This window comes from Enterobacter sp. BNK-14, assembly GCF_047456095.1.
Taxonomy (GTDB): domain Bacteria; phylum Pseudomonadota; class Gammaproteobacteria; order Enterobacterales; family Enterobacteriaceae; genus Enterobacter; species Enterobacter kobei.
On the sequence record NZ_CP179897.1, the window covers coordinates 1,818,171 to 1,837,153 of the forward strand.

Below are 18,983 nucleotides of genomic sequence, written 5' to 3' on the forward strand. Positions count from 1 at the left end.
TATCCGTGCCTGACGCGTCGATACGATACGCCTCCTCACGGGAGGAACCACCATGACCTATCGCAGCAAAGTCGCCGTTGTCTATCTGCTGGGCTTTTTTCTTGATTTGATTAACATGTTTATTGCCAGCGTCGCTTTTCCGGCAATGGCTCACGCCTTTCACACCACGCCTTCAGCACTTGCCTGGGTCAGTAACGGGTACATTGCTGGTCTGACGCTGGTGATCCCGTTTAGCAGCATGCTCACGCGCCGAATTGGACCGAAGCGCGTCATCCTGCTCTCGCTTTTTCTGTTCAGCGCTGCCTCTGCTGCGGCAGGCTTGTCTGCCACGCTGGAAAGCCTGATTGCCTGGCGAGTGTTGCAGGGGGTGGGAGGAGGCTTATTGATTCCCGTTGGACAGGCGTTGACCTGGCAACAGTTTAAGCCTCACGAGCGAGCCAGACTCTCCTCAGCGGTTATGCTGGTCGCACTGCTTGCCCCCGCCTGCTCCCCTGCTCTCGGAGGCGTGTTGGTGCAAACGCTAAGCTGGCGATGGATATTTTTCGCCACGCTCCCGGTTGCCATCGTGACCTTTGTTCTGGGCTGTTTGTGGCTTAAACACGAACAGCCCGCGATGAAAGCAAGCCGGCTGCTAAACCTGCCTTTACTTGCGGACCCGCTTTTGCGTTTTTCCATGCTGGTCTATGTCTGTGTACCAGGCATATTTATTGGTGTGAACGTCACGGGTATGTATTACCTTCAGAGCGAGGCCAATATGACACCCGGCGCAACGGGAATGCTGATGCTGCCGTGGTCTGTGGCATCGTTTGTCGCTATCACGACAACAGGACGCTATTTTAACCGTATTGGTCCTCGTCCCCTTGTCGTCACAGGCTGTCTGCTCCAGGCGCTGGGCGTTCTGCTTTTACTGAGCGTCAGTCCGGCCAGCACAGCGCTGTTACCCACCCTTGCGTTTGTGTTGATGGGTGCAGGGGGAAGTCTTTGCAGCAGCACGGCTCAGAGCAGCGCTTTTCTGACAACGCGCCGGGAAGATATGCCGGATGCCAGTGCGCTGTGGAATCTTAATCGTCAGTTGAGTTTTTTTGTGGGAACCCTGCTGCTGGCGCAGGTCCTCAACCTTGCGCAGGCCTGGCTACCCCCGCTCGCCGCGTGGCACGGGATGTTTATTTTTGCCGCAGGCATGACCTTACTGCCTGTACTGTACGTTTTTCGTCTTAACAATACGCAGGTGCTCACCCAGCTGCGACAGGAGAATTCATGACGCCTTTTGAACACGAGATTATCGACCTCCACATTGCACTTGAAAACTGGCTAGGCAAAGGCGAAGGCGATTCCGACGCCCTGCTCGCCCGTTTTCGGTCTGATTTTCTGATGATCCCACCCGGTGGGGTCCATATAGACTACAACGGGCTTGTTCGTTTTCTGGATAACCAGCGCGGAAGTCGTCCTGGGCTTAAGATCGTCATTGACGAATTATCGACGCGACAGAGCTGGGATGATGGTGCGGTGCTTCACTATCGGGAGACGCAAACCCGCCCGGATCACTCTATCAACGTGCGCTGGTCAACCGCAGTGCTGAATCAGGAAGATGGCAGGATCACATGGCGTCTGCTGCACGAAACGGCGCAGCCATAGCACAAAAGAAAAAGGCCCGTCTCACGACGGGCCTTTTTTGACGAAAGGTTGCTTATTCGCGGAACAGCGCTTCGATATTCAGACCTTGCCCCTGCAGGATTTCACGCAGGCGGCGCAGACCTTCAACCTGAATCTGACGAACACGTTCACGAGTCAGACCAATTTCGCGGCCAACATCTTCCAGTGTCGCAGCTTCATACCCCAGTAAACCGAAACGACGTGCCAGCACTTCACGCTGTTTGGCGTTCAGTTCGAACAGCCATTTGACGATGCTCTGTTTCATGTCATCGTCCTGCGTGGTGTCTTCCGGACCGTTGTCTTTTTCATCGGCCAGGATGTCCAGCAGCGCTTTTTCGGAGTCGCCACCCAACGGGGTGTCAACGGAGGTAATGCGCTCGTTGAGACGCAGCATACGGCTTACGTCATCAACCGGTTTATCGAGTTGTTCGGCAATTTCTTCTGCGCTTGGCTCGTGGTCCAGTTTATGGGACAACTCGCGCGCGGTACGCAGATACACGTTCAACTCTTTGACGATGTGGATCGGCAGGCGGATCGTACGGGTCTGGTTCATAATAGCCCGTTCGATGGTCTGACGAATCCACCAGGTCGCGTAGGTTGAGAAACGGAACCCGCGTTCCGGGTCAAACTTCTCAACTGCGCGGATGAGACCTAAGTTGCCCTCTTCAATCAGATCCAGCAGAGCCAGACCACGATTGCCGTAACGGCGGGCAATTTTCACGACCAGTCGCAGGTTACTTTCGATCATGCGACGACGCGAGGCAACATCACCACGCAAAGCACGACGTGCGAAATAGACTTCTTCTTCGGCCGTTAGCAGTGGGGAGTAACCAATCTCCCCAAGGTAAAGCTGAGTCGCGTCCAGTACACGCTGTGTGGCGCCCTGCGATAACAGCTCTTCTTCAGCCAAATCGTTATCACTGGGTTCCTCTTCTACTAAGGCTTTTTCGTCAAAAGCCTCTACTCCGTTCTCATCAAATTCCGCATCTTCATTTAAATCATGAACTTTCAGCGTATTCTGACTCATAAGGTGGCTCCTACCCGTGATCCCTGAACGAGACACCCTGGCTGGCATGCCCCGTCAAATTATCGCTGCGGCAAATACTGCAGCGGGTTTACGGATTTCCCCTTGTAACGAATTTCAAAATGCAAGCGTGTAGAACTGGTTCCGGTGCTACCCATGGTAGCGATTTTTTGCCCCGCCTTAACTTCTTGTTGTTCCCGGACCAGCATTGTGTCGTTATGGGCGTAGGCACTCAGGTAATCATCATTGTGTTTGATGATGATAAGATTACCGTAACCGCGCAGAGCATTACCGGCATACACAACGCGTCCGTCTGCGGTCGCGATGATAGCCTGTCCTTTACTGCCTGCGATATCGATCCCTTTGTTACCACCCTCAGAAGTGGCGAAGTTTTCGATAATCTTGCCGTCAGTTGGCCAGCGCCAGGTAGTGATTGACGAACTGGCATTCTGACTGCTTGCAGTCGGTTCAGTAGAGCTAACCACAGGTGCCGTAACCGGTGCTGTGACAGTAGTCGCAGTCCCTTTATTATTCGGCAACATTTTGTTAGCAGTCTGATCACCTGAATCCTCAGAATACGTAATTACAGGTTGTGAAGCAACCACCGTGGTGGATTTTTGTGCAGGCTTAACGCTGTTATTTTGTGCGGTCACATCGGCCGCTGAAACCGTGTTGCCAGGCGTCAGTGGCGTACCCGTTGCGTTGCCCACCTGGAGCGTTTGCCCAACCTCCAGACCATACGGGGCCTGGACGTTGTTACGCTGTGCGAGGTCACGGAAATCGTTCCCGGTGATCCAGGCAATATAGAACAGCGTATCGCCGCGTTTCACGGTATAGGTGCTGCCGCCGGTATAGCTGCCTTTCGGAATGTTCCCATACTGACGGTTATACACTATGCGGCCATTTTGGGTCTGAACAGGCTGTTCAACTGGCTGAATCTGTGTTGGCTGCGTCATTGGGCGCTGAACTGGCTGGATTGACGGATTTTGTTGCGCCGTGGCAGTTCCCATTTTAGGCGGAGGCGTGATCAACATTCCGCTGGACGTGTTACCCGAGCCGCTGTTTCCGCCGACGGAACTGACGGGCGCAGGCGCATTGTTAGAACTTGTACAGCCAGCCAGCCAGAGCGAAACCAGTGATAATGCCGCAACACGGCTGATGGTGAATTTAGGGCTTCCCGCGCTCATTTATCCCCCAGGAATGTGTTAACTACCAGTGACTTAAAATTTACCGTGATGGCACGAATCTTTCGCGCCACACCATACGCTGAATTTGCCTTAATAACCCTGGATAAATCCGAGTCTCAGGCCAACTCCCCCTTTACCAGAGGCACAAAGCGCACGGCTTCCACGGTGTCGATAATAAACTCGCCGCCACGTCGACGAACGCGCTTCAGGAGCTGCTGCTCATCGCCGACGGGCAGAACAAGAATGCCCCCCTCATCCAGCTGCGACAACAGGGCTGCAGGAATTTCAGGCGGGGCTGCCGTCACGATGATGGCGTCGAACGGGGCGCGAGCCTGCCAACCCTGCCATCCATCACCGTGTCGTGTCGAAACATTGTGTAAATCAAGTTGTTTCAGGCGACGACGCGCCTGCCACTGTAAACCTTTAATCCGCTCAACGGAGCAGACATGGTGCACCAGATGCGCCAGGATCGCGGTCTGATAACCCGAGCCGGTGCCAATCTCCAGCACGCGCGAATTGGGCGTGAGCTCAAGCAGCTCCGTCATGCGCGCCACCATGTAAGGCTGCGAAATCGTCTGGCCTTGCCCAATAGGCAGCGCTACGTTTTCCCACGCTTTGTGTTCAAACGCCTCGTCTACAAATTTCTCACGCGGAACCTGGGCAAGCGCTTCAAGCACATGCTCGTCGCGGATCCCCTGTGCGCGAAGTTGTTCCAGAAGAGTTTGTACACGTTTGCTTACCATTGCGCGTTCACTCCTGCGCGATCCAGCCAGCCCGACACCACATCTTGCGCACTATACGCCGTTAAATCTACGTGCAGTGGCGTAACAGAAACATAGCCTTCATCCACGGCGGCAAAGTCGGTATCCGGACCCGCATCGCACTTATCGCCAGGAGGGCCGATCCAGTAAAGCGTGTTGCCGCGAGGATCCTGCTGCGGGATCACCTGATCGGCCGGATGACGGCTGCCGCACCGTGTGACGCGAATGCCTTTAATTTCATCCAGCGGGAGATCCGGCACGTTGATGTTCAGAATACGCCCGGTACGCAGCGGCTCGCGGCCGAGCGCCCGCAGGATCGAGCAGGTCACCGCAGCGGCGGTGTCGTAGTGCGTGTGGCCGTTTAACGAAACCGCCAGCGCCGGGAACCCCAGATGACGACCTTCCATTGCGGCCGCCACGGTACCGGAGTAAATCACGTCGTCGCCGAGGTTCGGCCCGGCATTAATACCGGAGACAACAATATCCGGACGCGGTCGCATCAGGGCATTCACGCCCAGAAAGACGCAGTCGGTCGGTGTACCCATCTGAACGGCAATATCGCCATTTTCAAAGGTAAAGGTGCGAAGCGACGACTCCAGGGTCAGTGAGTTAGACGCTCCACTGCGGTTACGATCGGGCGCCACAACCTGCACATCCGCAAATTCACGGAGGTGCTTCGCCAGGGTCTGAATGCCTGGCGCGTGGATCCCGTCATCGTTACTCAGCAATATTCGCATAATCACCCGAGGTGTTGATAAGTTCCCTGACAACGCTGGTGGCAAAGCTACCGGCCGGCAGCCAGAAGCGTAACTCGACGGTGACGTCATCCCACCAGTTCCAGCTTAGCTGCTGCGGGTAGAGCAGCATCGCGCGGCGTGCTGCTTCGACTTTTTCCCGCACCAGCAATGATTGTAATGCCTGCGCATCGGCGACAGCCGCCTGCTCAGCGCTCAGCGCGTCGCCCTGCGTCCCCCACTCACCGGAGCCGGGCAACGCGGCGGTAATCATCAGCGATTTCGCGTCCACGCGCGACTGCACATCGGCCATTTCGTCGGCCGTTGCCACAAACCAGCTTCCGCGTCCCGCTAATTGTAGCGCATCGCCAACAACAACTTGATTCGCGTCCGGTTTTTTCAGCCTTTCGCTCACAATCTGATTAAACAACGCACTGCGGGCCGCCGACAACCAAAAACTGCGCTTATTCCTGTCGCGCACCGGCGCATCGCTTTGTGCCCAGCGAAGCGCGCCCTGCAGGTTACTGCCGCCAATGCCAAAGCGCTGGGCGCCAAAGTAGTTCGGTACGCCGCGTTCATTGATGGCGTTGAGGCGTTTTTCAACGTCTGAACGGTCAGACACTTCACGCAATACCAGCGTAAACGCATTGCCTTTCAACGCCCCCAGGCGCAGTTTGCGCTTGTGACGGGCGTATTCCAGCACTTTACAGCCTTCCAGCTCAAACTGGCTTAAATCAGGCATCGTAGTGCCGGGAACGCGCGCACACAGCCACTGTTCGGTGACGGCGTGTTTATCTTTCTGTCCGGCGAAGCTCACCTCGCGGGCATGAATTTTGAGGAATTTTGCCAGCGCATCGGCCACAAACCGGGTATTGCAGCCGTTTTTAAGAATTCGTACCAGGATATGTTCGCCTTCACCGTCCGGCTCAAACCCCAAATCCTCAACCACCACGAAATCTTCTGGGCTGGCCTTCAGCATGCCAGAACCCAGCGGTTTACCGTGCAGATAAGTCAGGTTATCGAAGTCCGTCATTTGGCGGCCTTCACCAGCAGCGCCACCGCTTCACAGGCAATGCCCTCGCCGCGACCGGTAAAGCCTAGCTTCTCGGTGGTGGTGGCTTTGACGTTCACGTCGTCCATGTGACAGCCCAGATCCTCAGCAATAAACACGCGCATCTGCGGTATATGCGGCAGCATTTTCGGCGCCTGAGCGATGATCGTCACGTCGACGTTGCCCAGCGTATAGCCTTTGGCCTGAATGCGGCGCCAGGCTTCGCGCAGCAGTTCCCGGCTGTCTGCGCCTTTAAACGCCGGATCGGTGTCCGGGAACAGCTTGCCGATATCCCCCAGCGCAGCGGCACCCAGCAGGGCGTCGGTCAGCGCATGCAACGCCACGTCGCCATCAGAATGCGCCAGAAGACCTTTTTCGTAAGGAATACGTACGCCGCCAATGATAATTGGGCCTTCTCCGCCAAAGGCGTGTACATCAAAACCGTGTCCAATTCGCATTATGCCTTCTCCTGATGGGTCGAACGGGTAAGATAAAATTCCGCGAGCTGTAAATCTTCCGGGCGCGTCACTTTTATATTATCAGCGCGTCCTTCAACCAGTTCGGGGTGAAAACCGCAATACTCCAGCGCGGAGGCTTCATCCGTGATGGTCGCCCCTTCTTTAAGCGCACGCGTTAAGCAGTCGTGGAGTAATTCGCGGGGGAAAAATTGTGGCGTCAGCGCGTGCCAGAGATCGACGCGCTCAACGGTGTGGGCGATAGCCTGCTTGCCAGGCTCGGCGCGCTTCATGGTGTCACGCACCGGAGCGGCCAGGATGCCCCCCACTTTACTGGTTTCACTCAGCGCCAGCAGGCGCGCCAGATCGTCCTGATGCAGACACGGACGTGCGGCGTCGTGCACCAGCACCCACCGCGCGTCTCCGGCAGCCTGAATGCCCGCCAGCACGGAATCGGCGCGCTCGGCGCCGCCGTCAACAACGGTAATCTGTGGATGGTTTGCCAGCGGTAGCTGCGCAAAACGCGCATCGCCGGGGCTGATGGCAATGATCGCTCGCGTCACCCGCGGGTGCGCCAGCAGCGCCGCCACGGCGTGCTCGAGGATCGTTTTATCACCAATTGAAAGGTACTGCTTGGGACACTCTGTATGCATGCGCCGGCCAAAACCTGCGGCCGGCACCACGGCACAGACGTCCGAAAAAGTTGCTGCCATGTCGTAATCCTGGGCCTGATTATCGATTATTTTGTGCTGAGCCCTGATTGCGTTTAGACGCATCCGGAACCAGACGATAAAAGGTTTCGCCCGGCTTAGTCATACTGAGTTCATTGCGTGCGCGTTCCTCAATCGCCTCCTGCCCGCCATTGAGGTCATCAATTTCAGCAAAGAGTTGATCGTTACGCGCCTTAAGTTTGGCGTTTGTTGCCTGCTGAGCCGCGACGTCATCGCTCACCCGGCTGTAGTCGTGCAGTCCGTTCTTACCGAACCACAACGAGTATTGCAGCCAAATCAGCAAAGCCAGCAACAGCAGCGTTAGTTTACCCATCCTGCCCCCTGAAAAAACGGCTTCATCATCCCATAACTTTCCGCTGGACTCTACTCTGGGGTTTTAATTATGCCGCAAGTTAACCCATCAGCCATAAAAATAGCAGCCCAAATATGATGACTACGGCGGCGATAGTGAACACGGCACTATACAGGAGCCTGCCATTGAACAGGGAGTGCAACGCAATGCCGACGACAACCGCGACGGGCATCAGCGCCAGGAAGAAAGGCCAGGTGTAGAGGAAAAAGAACAGCGTATTGCCGCCATACATAAGAAACGGGATGCCAAGCGCCAGCAACCAGGAGACGAAGCCAATAATGGCCCCGGGGAATGACCAGGTCGTTTCGTCGTCGGTCGCGAGCGGCTCCGACCCGGTGGTGATAATGTAGTTTTCACTGTTGCGCATAGCTAATCCTGTGACCGTGACTCATCGTTCGGAAAGACAGCTCCCGAACGATACCGCCTCAGGATCTGATAATATCGTCCCGTCTGAGCAGGTCTAATAATTGGCTTACTAAATTTGTTACCAATTGTTGACCTTCCAGGTGAATCTCAGGCGATTCAGGCGCTTCGTAAACCGCGTCAATTCCGGTGAAGTTGCGCAGTTCGCCGGCACGCGCTTTTTTGTACAGCCCTTTCGGGTCGCGAGCTTCGCAGACCGCCAGTGGCGTATCGACAAACACTTCGATAAAGCGATCCTGCCCCACGCGCTCACGTACCATCTGGCGCTCAGCACGATGCGGCGAGATAAACGCCGTTAACACCACCAGCCCGGCATCCGCCATCAGGCTGGCGACTTCTCCCACCCGGCGAATATTCTCTTTGCGGTCGTCGTCGCTGAAGCCTAAATCGCTGCACAAACCATGACGGACATTATCCCCGTCCAGCAGGTAGGTGCTCACGCCCCTCTGATGCAGCGCCTCTTCCAGCGCGCCCGCTACCGTGGATTTACCGGAGCCAGACAGCCCGGTAAACCACAGCACAACCCCACGATGTCCGTGGAGTTGCTCACGCTGCGCGACGGTGACCGGATGAGGATGCCAGACGACGTTCTCATCATGTGCGGCCATTATTTGCCTCCCAGCAGATCGCGGGCGCCCCAGTGCGGGAAGTGCTTACGCACCAGCGCGTTCAGCTCCAGTTCGAAGGCGCTGAATTCAGAGGCGACGGTCGCCTGCTCGTTTGGCTCACGAACCATCCCCGCGCCGACGGTGACGTTAGTCAGACGGTCGATAAAGATCAGGCCGCCCGTTACCGGGTTCTGCTGATACGGATCCAGCACCAGCGGCTCATCGAAAGTCAGATCCACCAGGCCAATACCGTTCAGCGGCAGTTCGCTCACGTCACGCTGGGTGAGATTATTGATGTCCACCTGGAACTGAATGCCGTCCACGCGGGCGCGAGTTTTCTTGCCCGCAATTTTGATGTCGTAGCTCTGGCCTGCGGTCAGCGGCTGTTCCGCCATCCAGACCACATCCACAGACGCGCCCTGCACTGCTGCCAGCGTTTCCTGCGCGTCGACCAGCAGATCGCCCCGGCTGATATCAATCTCGTCTTTCAGCACCAGGGTGACCGCCTCCCCTGCCCCGGCTTCCTGGAGGTCGCCGTCGAACGTCACGATGCGCGCGATTGCCGATTCTACGCCGGAGGGCAGCACTTTGACACGCTGTCCCACCTTCACGGAGCCGGAGGCAATCGTGCCGGAGAAGCCGCGGAAATCGAGATTTGGACGGTTAACGTACTGCACCGGGAAGCGCATCGGCTGGGTATCAACCACGCGCTGAATTTCAACGGTCTCCAGCACTTCCAGCAGCGTCGGGCCGCTGTACCACGGCATATTCGCACTCTGGGAGGCGACGTTATCGCCTTCCAGCGCGGAAAGCGGCACGAAGCGGATATCCAGATTACCCGGCAGCTGCTCGGCAAAGGTCAGGTAACTCTGGCGGATCTCCTCAAATTTCTCTTCGCTGAAGTTCACCAGATCCATCTTGTTGACCGCCACGACCAGGTGTTTGATCCCCAACAGCGTGGAGATAAAGCTGTGACGACGGGTTTGATCCAGCACGCCTTTACGGGCGTCGATCAGCAGGATCGCCAGGTCGCAGGTCGACGCGCCGGTCGCCATATTACGGGTATACTGCTCGTGCCCCGGGGTGTCGGCGATAATAAATTTGCGCTTCTCCGTTGAGAAATAGCGATAGGCCACGTCGATGGTGATGCCCTGCTCGCGCTCCGCCTGCAAACCATCCACCAGCAGCGCCAGGTCGAGTTTTTCACCCTGGGTACCATGACGTTTGCTGTCGTTGTGCAGAGAAGAGAGCTGATCTTCGTAAATCTGGCGTGTATCGTGCAACAGGCGACCAATCAGGGTACTTTTCCCGTCATCCACGCTGCCGCAGGTCAGAAAACGCAGCAGACTTTTGTGTTGTTGCGCGTGCAGATACGCTTCCACGCCGCCTTCGTTGGCAATTTGTTGAGCAATAGTGGTGTTCATGGCGGCTCCTTAGAAATAACCCTGACGTTTCTTCAGCTCCATGGAGCCTGCCTGGTCGCGGTCAATCACGCGCCCCTGTCGCTCACTGGTGGTCGACACCAGCATCTCTTCAATGATCTCCGGCAGCGTCTGCGCGTTGGATTCCACCGCGCCGGTCAGCGGCCAGCAGCCAAGGGTACGGAAACGCACCATCTGTTTTTTGATGACTTCGCCCGGCTGCAGGTCGATGCGATCGTCGTCGATCATCATCAGCATGCCGTCGCGCTCGAGCACCGGACGCTCAGCCGCCAGATACAGCGGAACGATCTCGATATTTTCCAGATAGATGTACTGCCAGATATCCAGCTCGGTCCAGTTGGAGAGCGGGAAAACGCGGATGCTTTCGCCTTTGTTGATCTGGCCGTTGTAGTTGTGCCACAGCTCCGGGCGCTGGTTTTTCGGATCCCAGCGGTGGAAACGATCGCGGAAAGAGTAGATACGCTCTTTAGCACGAGACTTCTCTTCGTCACGGCGCGCGCCGCCGAAGGCGGCATCAAAGCCGTATTTGTTCAGCGCCTGCTTCAGCCCTTCGGTTTTCATGATATCCGTGTGTTTGGCGCTGCCGTGCACGAAGGGGTTAATGCCCATCGCCACACCTTCCGGGTTTTTATGCACCAGCAGCTCGCAGCCGTAAGCTTTTGCGGTACGGTCGCGGAATTCGTACATTTCGCGGAATTTCCAGCCGGTATCGACGTGCAGCAGCGGGAACGGCAGCGTACCCGGATAAAACGCTTTACGCGCCAGATGCAGCATGACGCTGGAATCTTTACCGATGGAGTACATCATCACCGGGTTAGAAAATTCGGCTGCCACTTCGCGGATAATATGGATACTTTCCGCTTCGAGCTGCCGCAGGTGAGTAAGTCGTTTTTGGTCCATAACCGTTCCTTAAGCCAGATTCACCACAGAGGAACCAAACCCCTCTGAGTCTGTAGTATGTTGAAACCAGGCGAGCGTACTGTGCAGCTGTACCACTTCCCCCACCACGATCAGGGCGGGCATCGGGGCATCTTTCGCCAGGTCTGCAAGTTCGAGTAATGTGCCGATAGCAACATGCTGATCGACGCGGGTGCCGCGAGAAATCACGGCAACGGGCGTCGCTGCCTCGCGACCGTGCTGAATCAGCTGTTCGCTGATGTCTGCGGCTTTCATCGTGCCCATGTATATCGCCAGCGTTTGCCGGCTCTGGGCGAGATGCGACCAGTCAAACGGCGTGCTGTCGGCCTTGTAGTGCCCGGTCACAAAAGTGACGCTCTGCGCATAATCGCGATGGGTCAGCGGAATACCGGCATAGGCCGTTACTGCTGATGCCGCCGTAATGCCAGGCACCACCTGGAACGGCACGCCCGCTTCGGCTGCCGCCTGCAACTCTTCTCCGCCGCGTCCGAAGATAAACGGATCGCCCCCTTTCAGACGCACCACGGTTTTGCCCGCTTTAGCGGCAGCAATCAGCATCTGATTGGTGTCGTGCTGCGGCACAGAGTGCTCGCCTGCCCGTTTGCCGACGCAAATTTGCTCCGCGTCGCGACGAATCAGCTCGCGCACGCCGTCGGTGACCAGATGGTCGTAGAACACCACGTCCGCGTCCTGCAGCACCTGAAGGCCACGCAGCGTCAGAAGCCCGGCATCGCCCGGCCCTGCGCCCACCAGAATGATCTCCCCGTTCGTACTGCCAGGGTTATCCAGTTCGTCTTCAAGAATTTTCTGCGCCGCCGTCTCATTGCCGGCCTGCATCAGGCTGGCAAAGCGGCCGCGAAACACCCGCTCCCAGAAGCGACGACGTTCCGCCACGCTGGTCAGCCGGGTCTTCAGATGGTTACGCCAGTAGCTGGCTGTCTCCGCCATGCGCCCGAGGCTTGTCGGCAGCAGTGCTTCGATTTTTTCCCGCAGCACGCGCGCCAGCACCGGAGCGGTCCCGCCGGAGGAGATCGCCACCAGAAGCGGCGAACGGTCAACGATCGACGGGAAGATAAACGAGCATAACGGCTGGTCGTCCACCACGTTCACCAGACGGTAACGGGCCTGAGCGGCGTCGGAAACACGACGGTTCAGGTCGCGATCTTCGGTCGCCGCTATTACCAGCACTACGCTGTCGATTTGTGATTCGTCAAAATCCGCTTCTGCCACTACCCGCACCTGCGCCCCCGCACGTTGCAAAAACGCGATTTTGCGATCGGCAATTTCACCCGTGCCAACAACCAGCACCGGTTTCTCTTTAATCGCGGCAAATAAGGGCAGATAGTCCACAGGCAACAACTCACTAACAACGAGGAATAGAGGGACTATAGGGGGCGGCTTAGACCGAATGAAATTACGAATTGGAATGAGTAGTTACTCAATGGAATAACGATGTGAAAAAGTTAATATCAAAAAGTGCTTAACACGCGAATTTTCGGGCATTTAAGAGCAATTCAAATTGTGTATGGACGATCACAGTTTCATACTAGGCCAGTTAAAATTTTGCTCTGTTTTTAAGGACTCACTATGTTTTCCGCAACGCGCCACTGTGTTGCTGCCCTGGCGCTAGGCGTTTGCTTTATTCTTCCGGCTCAGGCAAAAAATCAACCCTATGGTGAAATCGCCACTCAGCAGGCGCGGCATATTGCCACCGTTTTCCCTGGCCGCATGACCGGTTCACCTGCGGAAATGCTCTCTGCTGACTATATTCGCCAGCAATTTGCTGATATGGGTTACCAGAGCGATATCCGGTCGTTTCACAGCCGCTATATCTATACCTCGCGCAATAAAACACAAAACTGGCACAACGTGACCGGCAGTACGGTTATTGCGGCTCACGAAGGTCGCGCGGCGGAACAGATTATTATCATGGCGCATCTCGATACCTACGCACCGCTCAGCGATGCCGACACCGATAACAACCTCGGCGGACTGACGCTGCAGGGCATGGACGATAACGCAGCGGGTCTTGGCGTGATGCTCGAACTGGCCGAGCGAATGAAGAACATTCCGACGCAATATGGCATTCGTTTCGTTGCCACCAGCGGTGAAGAGGAGGGTAAGCTCGGCGCTGAGAATCTCCTTAAACGCATGAGCGCTGAAGAGAAGAAAAATACGCTGCTGGTAATTAACCTCGATAACCTGATTGTCGGCGATAAACTGTATTTCAACAGCGGACAGAGTACGCCGGGTAGCGTGCGTAAACTGACGCGTGACCGGGCGCTCGCCATTGCCCGCAGCCATGGGGTGTATGCCGCCAGCAACCCGGGCGGCAATCCAAATTATCCGCGAGGAACGGGCTGCTGCAACGACGGCGAAGTGTTCGATAAAGCGGGCATTCCGGTCCTGTACGTGGAAGCAACCAACTGGGCGCTGGGGAAAAAAGATGGCTACCAGCAACGGGGAAAATCGAAAGCCTTCCCGGACGGGACAAGCTGGCATAACGTGATGCTGGATAATCAGCAGCATATTGATAGCGCCCTGCCGCAGCGCATTGAACACCGCAGCCGGGACGTGGTGAAAGTGATGCTGCCGCTGGTGAAGGAGCTGGCGAAGGCGGGGAAAGGCTGAGGTTTTTAAGTATAGCGCGGCCTGATGCCCTCACCCCAACCCTCTCCCACAGGGAGAGGGCGGTTAAGGAATTACCCTTCGTGCAACCCGCACTCGCGCTTCAGCCCAAAGAATCGCGTCTCTTCTTCCGCCATTCCCGGTTCCCATTTGCGCGTGGTGTGGGTGTCTCCAACTGACAGGTAGCCCTGGTCCCACAGCGGATGGTACTTCAGCCCGTGTTTTTGCAGGTACTGGTACACCGTCCTGTTATCCCAGTCGATAATCGGCAGCACCTTAAAGACTCCGCGCTGGACCGCCAGCACCGGCAGCGTGGCACGACTGCCGGATTGCTCACGGCGCAACCCTGCAAACCACGTCTGCGCGTTAAGCTCTTTCAGTGCCCGGTTCATCGGCTCGACTTTGTTGATCTCATTGTATTTCTCAATGCCCTCAACGCCCTGCTCCCACAGCTTGCCGTAGCGTGCCTCCTGCCAGGCCGCGCTTTCCGTCGCGCGGTAGACTTTCAGGTTCAGCCTGAGCTTGTCCGTCAGCTCGTCAATAAACTGGTAGGTTTCCGGGAACAGGTAGCCGGTGTCGGTGAGGATCACCGGAATGTCCGGACGGATCTGATTCACCAGATGCAAACTCACCGCCGCCTGAATACCAAAACTCGACGAAAGCACATAGTCTCCCGGCAGGTTTTCCAGCGCCCAGGCCACGCGCCCTTCGGCGTCGAGCTTTTCCAGTTGGGCGTTGGTTTCTGCCAGCGCCAGAATGCGTTCGACTTTTGGCAGTTCGTTAAGGGCGTTTAGATCGAGTACGGACATAATTACCTCTCGTGGTTACTCCCAGAAATCCCTTGCGGGATCGAGCACCGGGCGAATGATGCCCGCACGCACCGTAAAGTCTCCGAAGCCTTCACCCGCTTCGCGCTCTTTCGCCCAGCGCCCGACAAGCTCATCGATGGAATCAAGGATTTCCGGCTCGGTGATGTTCTCGCGGAACATACGCGGAATACGTGTGCCGATACGGTTACCGCCCAGATGCAGGTTATAGCGACCGGGCGCTTTCCCCACCAGCCCCAGCTCGGCCAGCATCGCGCGACCGCAGCCGTTCGGGCAGCCGGTCACTCGCATAACAATATGCTCGTCCGGAATGCCGTGTTTTTCCAGAATCGCTTCCACTTTGTCAGTAAATGACGGCAGGAAACGTTCCGCTTCGGCCATCGCCAGCGGACAGGTCGGGAACGACACGCAGGCCATGGAGTTTTCACGCTGCGGTTTGACCGCATCCATCAACCCATGATCGCGCGCCAGCGTCTCGATCTTCGCCTTCTGGCTCTCCGGCACGCCGGCAATGATCAGGTTCTGGTTAGCGGTAATGCGGAACTCGCCTTTGTGGATCTTCGCAATTTCCAGCAGACCGGTTTTCAGCGGACGGCCCGGATAATCCAGAATTCGACCATTTTCGATAAACAGCGTCAGATGCCATTTATTGTCGATACCTTTCACCCAGCCAATACGATCGCCGCGACCGGTGAATTCGTAAGGACGGACTGGCTCAAATTTGATCCCCGCGCGACGCTCCACTTCCGCTTTGAACGTCTCCACTCCCACGCGCTCGAGGGTATATTTGGTCTTCGCGTTTTTACGGTCGGTACGGTTACCCCAGTCGCGCTGGGTCGTGACCACGGCTTCCGCCACCGCCAGCGTGTGCTCCAGCGGCAGGAAGCCAAACTCGCTCGCGGTGCGGGCGTAGGTTTTCTTGTTACCGTGCTCAATGGACAGGCCCCCGCCCACCAGCAGGTTAAAGCCGACCAGCTTGCCGTTTTCGGCAATCGCCACGAAGTTCATGTCGTTGGCGTGCAGGTCAATATCGTTCTGCGGCGGGATCACGACCGTGGTTTTGAACTTACGCGGCAGATAGGTCTGGCCGAGAATCGGTTCTTCATCGGTGGTCGCGACTTTCTCCTGATCGAGCCAAATCTCTGCATAGGCGCGGGTGCGCGGCAGCAGATGCTCAGAGATCTTCTTCGCCCACTCATACGCTTCGGCATGCAGCTCAGACTCGTACGGGTTCGACGTGCAAAGCACGTTACGGTTCATGTCGTTGGCGGTGGCCAGTGCGTCCAGCCCGACGGAGTGCAGCATCTGGTGCACCGGCTTCACGTTCTTCTTCAGAATACCGTGGAACTGGAAGGTCTGACGGTTGGTCAGGCGGATGCTGCCGTAGATCGTGTTTTCACCAGCGAATTTATCAATCGCCTGCCACTGTTTGGTGGTGATGACCCCACCCGGCAGGCGGCAGCGCAGCAGCATCGCATGACGCGGCTCCAGCTTCTGTTCGGCACGCTCAGCGCGAATATCGCGGTCGTCCTGCTGGTACATACCGTGGAAACGGATCAGCAGGAAGTTGTCACCTTTAAAACCGCCGGTGAGACCGTCATTCAAATCTTCAGCAATGGTGCCGCGCAGGTAGTTGCTTTCCAGCTTCATGCGCTCGGCGTCTGTCAGTTTACCTTCGACCACCAGTGGCCCTGGATGTTTTTCGCTCATTAGTAGACATCTCGCTGATAACGGCGCTCAACGCGCAGCTCACTTAAAAATTCATCCGCCGTTTCGGCATCCATACCGCCGAATTCGGCAATCACTTCCAGCAGTGCCTGCTCAACGTCTTTCGCCATGCGATTGGCGTCGCCGCAGACATAAATGTGGGCACCATCATTGATCCAGCGCCACAGCTCTGCGCCCTGTTCGCGCAGTTTGTCTTGTACGTAGACTTTTTCTTTCTGGTCGCGGGACCAGGCCAGATCGATGCGGGTCAGCACGCCCTCTTTGACGTAACGCTGCCACTCAACCTGGTAGAGGAAATCTTCGGTAAAGTGTGGGTTGCCGAAGAACAGCCAGTTTTTGCCTGGCGCGTCGTCCGCCGCACGTTGCTGCATAAAGGCGCGGAACGGCGCAATACCGGTGCCTGGACCAATCATGATCACCGGGGTTTCCGGGTTTGCCGGCAGACGGAAGTTGTCGTTGTGCTCGATAAAGACGCGCACTTCGCCCTCTTCTTCCACGCGGTCCGCCAGGAAACTTGATGCCCCACCCGCACGGGCGCGGCCTTCGATGTCATAACGCACCACGCCCACGGTGATATGCACTTCGCTCTCCACCTCTGCCTGAGAAGAGGCGATGGAGTAGAGGCGCGGGGTCAATGGACGCAGCAGCCCGACCACTGCATCGGCATCCAGCTGCGCCGGAGAGAAACGCACCATATCGACAATCGGCGTCGTCGCGGCGTAATGCTGCAGTTTCGCTTTGTCGCCAACCAGCGGCAGCAGCGATTCACTGCGCGTTAAGGTGGCGTAATTTTCGACGATGTTCGGAGTGTTGACCGTCAGTTCGAAATGCCACTGCAGCGCATCAGAAAGCGACTGGGTTTTGCCGTCAACGGTGACAGGCTCATCACCTTTCAGCCACAGCAGCTCAACCAGCTCTTTCACCAGCGCCGGATCGTTCTGATACCAGACGCCCAGCGCATCGCCAGGCTGATAACGCAGGCCAGAGTCACCGAGATCGATTTCGATATGACGCACGTCTTTTTCCGAGTCGCGGCCAGTGATTTTCTGGTTCACCGACAGGCTTGCCGCCAGCGGTGCTTCTTTCGTGTAAGGGCTGGTATGGATATCGTTGACGACGCCCGCGGCGGTCAATGCGGCCTGCGCTGGCGTCTCTTTCGGCACGCGCGCTTTCAGCACCTCAACGATGCGCGCACGCCATTCGGCGGCGGCAGTCTGGTGTTCCACATCCGCGTCGACGCGGTCCAGCAGGCGCTCTGCGCCGAGCTCCGCCAGCTTACTGTCGAAGTCTTTACCGGACTGACAGAAGAATTCATAGGAGGTATCGCCCAGACCAAACACGGCAAACGCCGTGCCATCCAGTTTTGGGGCTTTTTTCGAGAACAGAAACTTATGCAGCGCTACCGCTTCTTCAGCGGGTTCACCTTCGCCCTGGGTAGAGGCGACCACCACCAGCAGCTTTTCTGACGCGATTTGCTTAAATTTATAATCGCCGGCGTTGACCAGGTTCACGTTCAGTTTGGCGGCCAGCAGGTCGTCACGCAACGCTTCGGCCACGCGGCGGGCGTTGCCCGTCTGCGAGGCGGAAATCAGCGTAATAGCGGGAATTTCCACAGCCGTTGCCGGTGCGCCCGCGACAGCGCCAGGCTGCTGATTGAGCATTCCCCAGAAATAACCGGAGACCCAGGCAAGCTGAGTGGGAGAAAAATCAGAGGTGGCAGCCTGAAGGCGCGCCAGTTGCTCCGGGTTCAGGGGAAGCAAATTTGATGGTGGGGCCTGTGTTGTCATGCGTCGTTATGTTCCAGTAGCCAAGCGGACTTTAAGCGAATAAATCCAAACTGAAGATAAGGTTAACGGCGAGGATAATAACAATTAAAGAAGGGATGGAAATAATAAATAACCAAATGGACTAACCTGTTTTAGTTATCGTTCTTAGCGATAAAACAGGTTAACTAACTCATTGAAAATAAATAGTTAAAAACCAAAAAAGCACCTTACCACCATGGCTGCGCCTTCAGAGCCGTTTTAGTTAATGCTAAAAATTGTGCTTTCCGGTACTATGCGGCGGTTTTTTCCGCATTACTGAGAGCGATCATGTCCACCACACTGTTTAAAGATTTCACCTTCGAAGCCGCCCACCACCTTCCGCATGTTCCTGAAGGGCATAAATGTGGCCGTCTGCACGGGCATTCGTTTATGGTGCGTCTTGAGATCACCGGTGAAGTTGATCCGCATACCGGTTGGATCATGGATTTTGCCGAACTGAAGGCCGCGTTTAAACCGACCTACGACCGTCTGGATCACTACTATCTGAATGAGATCCCGGGCCTTGAAAACCCGACCAGCGAAGTGCTGGCAAAATGGATTTGGGATCAGATGAAGCCGCTGGTACCACTGCTGAGCGCGGTGATGATCAAAGAGACCTGCACGGCAGGCTGCGTGTATCGCGGAGAGTAAAAAAA

20 protein-coding genes are annotated in these 18,983 nt (G+C 56.5%); 4 read left to right on the top strand and 16 right to left on the bottom strand.

All coding sequences use genetic code 11. The features are described 5' to 3' along the window. Positions 1-52 precede the first annotated feature (52 nt). Complete coding sequence (locus ACMGGM_RS08680) at positions 53-1,261, top strand: MFS transporter (RefSeq protein WP_045134138.1); 1,209 nt, start codon at positions 53-55, stop codon at positions 1,259-1,261. Beyond that, the gene (locus tag ACMGGM_RS08685; protein WP_045134137.1) at positions 1,258-1,635 is read left to right on the top strand and encodes a DUF4440 domain-containing protein; all 378 of its coding nucleotides are present in this window, start codon (positions 1,258-1,260) and stop codon (positions 1,633-1,635) included. Before ACMGGM_RS08680 ends, ACMGGM_RS08685 begins: the two co-directional genes overlap by 4 nt. A 52-nt stretch (positions 1,636-1,687) precedes the next feature. Here the strand turns inward: ACMGGM_RS08685 and rpoS are convergent, their stop codons facing one another. The 13 genes from rpoS to cysG all read right to left on the bottom strand — a co-directional run bounded on the left by rpoS (position 1,688) and on the right by cysG (position 12,689). Further along, complete coding sequence (gene rpoS / locus ACMGGM_RS08690; protein WP_008499600.1) at positions 1,688-2,680, bottom strand: RNA polymerase sigma factor RpoS; 993 nt, start codon at positions 2,678-2,680, stop codon at positions 1,688-1,690. Positions 2,681-2,739: 59 nt separating this feature from the next. Further along, complete coding sequence (gene nlpD, locus ACMGGM_RS08695; RefSeq protein ID WP_023338754.1) at positions 2,740-3,864, bottom strand: murein hydrolase activator NlpD; 1,125 nt, start codon at positions 3,862-3,864, stop codon at positions 2,740-2,742. A 116-nt stretch (positions 3,865-3,980) separates the two neighbouring features. Next, the gene (locus ACMGGM_RS08700; protein ID WP_014885027.1) at positions 3,981-4,607 is read right to left on the bottom strand and encodes a protein-L-isoaspartate(D-aspartate) O-methyltransferase; all 627 of its coding nucleotides are present in this window, start codon (positions 4,605-4,607) and stop codon (positions 3,981-3,983) included. Beyond that, the gene (gene surE, locus ACMGGM_RS08705) at positions 4,601-5,362 is read right to left on the bottom strand and encodes a 5'/3'-nucleotidase SurE (RefSeq protein WP_014885028.1); all 762 of its coding nucleotides are present in this window, start codon (positions 5,360-5,362) and stop codon (positions 4,601-4,603) included. The genes ACMGGM_RS08700 and surE overlap by 7 nt, the downstream gene beginning before the upstream one ends. Further along, positions 5,343-6,392, bottom strand: a complete 1,050-nt coding sequence (truD, locus tag ACMGGM_RS08710; protein ID WP_045134136.1) for a tRNA pseudouridine(13) synthase TruD — start codon at positions 6,390-6,392, stop codon at positions 5,343-5,345. Before truD ends, surE begins: the two co-directional genes overlap by 20 nt. Beyond that, positions 6,389-6,868 (bottom strand): 2-C-methyl-D-erythritol 2,4-cyclodiphosphate synthase, encoded by a 480-nt coding sequence (gene ispF / locus ACMGGM_RS08715; protein WP_006811766.1) that lies wholly within the window; start codon positions 6,866-6,868, stop codon positions 6,389-6,391. Before ispF ends, truD begins: the two co-directional genes overlap by 4 nt. Next, positions 6,868-7,578 (bottom strand): 2-C-methyl-D-erythritol 4-phosphate cytidylyltransferase, encoded by a 711-nt coding sequence (gene ispD / locus ACMGGM_RS08720; RefSeq protein ID WP_063433844.1) that lies wholly within the window; start codon positions 7,576-7,578, stop codon positions 6,868-6,870. Before ispD ends, ispF begins: the two co-directional genes overlap by 1 nt. A gap of 19 nt (positions 7,579-7,597) precedes the next feature. Beyond that, positions 7,598-7,909: a cell division protein FtsB gene (ftsB, locus tag ACMGGM_RS08725; RefSeq protein WP_008499609.1), complete on the bottom strand. Its 312-nt coding sequence runs from the start codon at positions 7,907-7,909 to the stop codon at positions 7,598-7,600. Between the two features lie 79 nt (positions 7,910-7,988). Continuing rightward, entirely contained in the window at positions 7,989-8,315 is a 327-nt protein-coding gene (locus tag ACMGGM_RS08730; RefSeq protein WP_014885031.1) for a DUF3561 family protein, read from the bottom strand. Positions 8,316-8,373: 58 nt separating this feature from the next. Beyond that, positions 8,374-8,979 carry an adenylyl-sulfate kinase gene (gene cysC, locus ACMGGM_RS08735; protein WP_014885032.1) on the bottom strand — a complete coding sequence of 202 codons (606 nt, stop codon included), beginning with the start codon at positions 8,977-8,979 and terminating at the stop codon, positions 8,374-8,376. Continuing rightward, entirely contained in the window at positions 8,979-10,403 is a 1,425-nt protein-coding gene (gene cysN / locus ACMGGM_RS08740) for a sulfate adenylyltransferase subunit CysN (RefSeq protein ID WP_014885033.1), read from the bottom strand. The genes cysC and cysN overlap by 1 nt, the downstream gene beginning before the upstream one ends. A gap of 9 nt (positions 10,404-10,412) precedes the next feature. Then, entirely contained in the window at positions 10,413-11,321 is a 909-nt protein-coding gene (gene cysD / locus ACMGGM_RS08745; protein WP_008499613.1) for a sulfate adenylyltransferase subunit CysD, read from the bottom strand. Between the two features lie 9 nt (positions 11,322-11,330). After that, positions 11,331-12,689 carry a siroheme synthase CysG gene (cysG, locus tag ACMGGM_RS08750; RefSeq protein ID WP_014885034.1) on the bottom strand — a complete coding sequence of 453 codons (1,359 nt, stop codon included), beginning with the start codon at positions 12,687-12,689 and terminating at the stop codon, positions 11,331-11,333. 237 nt (positions 12,690-12,926) lie between these two features. Between cysG and ACMGGM_RS08755 the strand changes: the two genes are divergently transcribed. Next, a complete protein-coding gene (locus ACMGGM_RS08755) occupies positions 12,927-13,970 on the top strand; it encodes an aminopeptidase (RefSeq protein WP_014885035.1) in 1,044 nt (347 codons plus the stop codon). A gap of 71 nt (positions 13,971-14,041) precedes the next feature. On the opposite strand, the gene cysH is transcribed toward ACMGGM_RS08755, so the two are convergent. Genes cysH through cysJ form a run of 3 tightly spaced genes read right to left on the bottom strand, consistent with a single transcriptional unit; the run spans position 14,042 to position 18,309 of the window. Continuing rightward, positions 14,042-14,776, bottom strand: coding sequence for a phosphoadenosine phosphosulfate reductase (cysH, locus tag ACMGGM_RS08760; protein WP_014885036.1), 735 nt, complete (start codon positions 14,774-14,776; stop codon positions 14,042-14,044). 15 nt (positions 14,777-14,791) lie between these two features. Further along, positions 14,792-16,504, bottom strand: coding sequence for an assimilatory sulfite reductase (NADPH) hemoprotein subunit (cysI, locus tag ACMGGM_RS08765; RefSeq protein WP_014885037.1), 1,713 nt, complete (start codon positions 16,502-16,504; stop codon positions 14,792-14,794). Next, the gene (gene cysJ, locus ACMGGM_RS08770; protein WP_063943614.1) at positions 16,504-18,309 is read right to left on the bottom strand and encodes an NADPH-dependent assimilatory sulfite reductase flavoprotein subunit; all 1,806 of its coding nucleotides are present in this window, start codon (positions 18,307-18,309) and stop codon (positions 16,504-16,506) included. Before cysJ ends, cysI begins: the two co-directional genes overlap by 1 nt. Positions 18,310-18,615: 306 nt before the next feature. On the opposite strand from cysJ, the gene queD reads away from it, so the two are divergent. Further along, a complete protein-coding gene (queD, locus tag ACMGGM_RS08775) occupies positions 18,616-18,978 on the top strand; it encodes a 6-carboxytetrahydropterin synthase QueD (RefSeq protein ID WP_014885039.1) in 363 nt (120 codons plus the stop codon). The last annotated feature ends 5 nt before the right edge of the window (positions 18,979-18,983 follow it).

Coding starts and splice junctions, on each gene's coding strand:
- surE (WP_014885028.1), bottom strand. CDS start 5,362: ATGCGAATATTGCTGAGTAACGATGACGGGATCCACGCGCCAGGCATT.
- ACMGGM_RS08680 (WP_045134138.1), top strand. CDS start 53: ATGACCTATCGCAGCAAAGTCGCCGTTGTCTATCTGCTGGGCTTTTTT.
- cysI (WP_014885037.1), bottom strand. CDS start 16,504: ATGAGCGAAAAACATCCAGGGCCACTGGTGGTCGAAGGTAAACTGACA.
- cysJ (WP_063943614.1), bottom strand. CDS start 18,309: ATGACAACACAGGCCCCACCATCAAATTTGCTTCCCCTGAACCCGGAG.
- ftsB (WP_008499609.1), bottom strand. CDS start 7,909: ATGGGTAAACTAACGCTGCTGTTGCTGGCTTTGCTGATTTGGCTGCAA.
- nlpD (WP_023338754.1), bottom strand. CDS start 3,864: ATGAGCGCGGGAAGCCCTAAATTCACCATCAGCCGTGTTGCGGCATTA.
- ispF (WP_006811766.1), bottom strand. CDS start 6,868: ATGCGAATTGGACACGGTTTTGATGTACACGCCTTTGGCGGAGAAGGC.
- truD (WP_045134136.1), bottom strand. CDS start 6,392: ATGACGGACTTCGATAACCTGACTTATCTGCACGGTAAACCGCTGGGT.
- cysD (WP_008499613.1), bottom strand. CDS start 11,321: ATGGACCAAAAACGACTTACTCACCTGCGGCAGCTCGAAGCGGAAAGT.
- queD (WP_014885039.1), top strand. CDS start 18,616: ATGTCCACCACACTGTTTAAAGATTTCACCTTCGAAGCCGCCCACCAC.
- ACMGGM_RS08755 (WP_014885035.1), top strand. CDS start 12,927: ATGTTTTCCGCAACGCGCCACTGTGTTGCTGCCCTGGCGCTAGGCGTT.
- ACMGGM_RS08730 (WP_014885031.1), bottom strand. CDS start 8,315: ATGCGCAACAGTGAAAACTACATTATCACCACCGGGTCGGAGCCGCTC.
- ispD (WP_063433844.1), bottom strand. CDS start 7,578: ATGGCAGCAACTTTTTCGGACGTCTGTGCCGTGGTGCCGGCCGCAGGT.
- cysC (WP_014885032.1), bottom strand. CDS start 8,979: ATGGCCGCACATGATGAGAACGTCGTCTGGCATCCTCATCCGGTCACC.
- cysH (WP_014885036.1), bottom strand. CDS start 14,776: ATGTCCGTACTCGATCTAAACGCCCTTAACGAACTGCCAAAAGTCGAA.
- cysN (WP_014885033.1), bottom strand. CDS start 10,403: ATGAACACCACTATTGCTCAACAAATTGCCAACGAAGGCGGCGTGGAA.
- ACMGGM_RS08700 (WP_014885027.1), bottom strand. CDS start 4,607: ATGGTAAGCAAACGTGTACAAACTCTTCTGGAACAACTTCGCGCACAG.
- ACMGGM_RS08685 (WP_045134137.1), top strand. CDS start 1,258: ATGACGCCTTTTGAACACGAGATTATCGACCTCCACATTGCACTTGAA.
- rpoS (WP_008499600.1), bottom strand. CDS start 2,680: ATGAGTCAGAATACGCTGAAAGTTCATGATTTAAATGAAGATGCGGAA.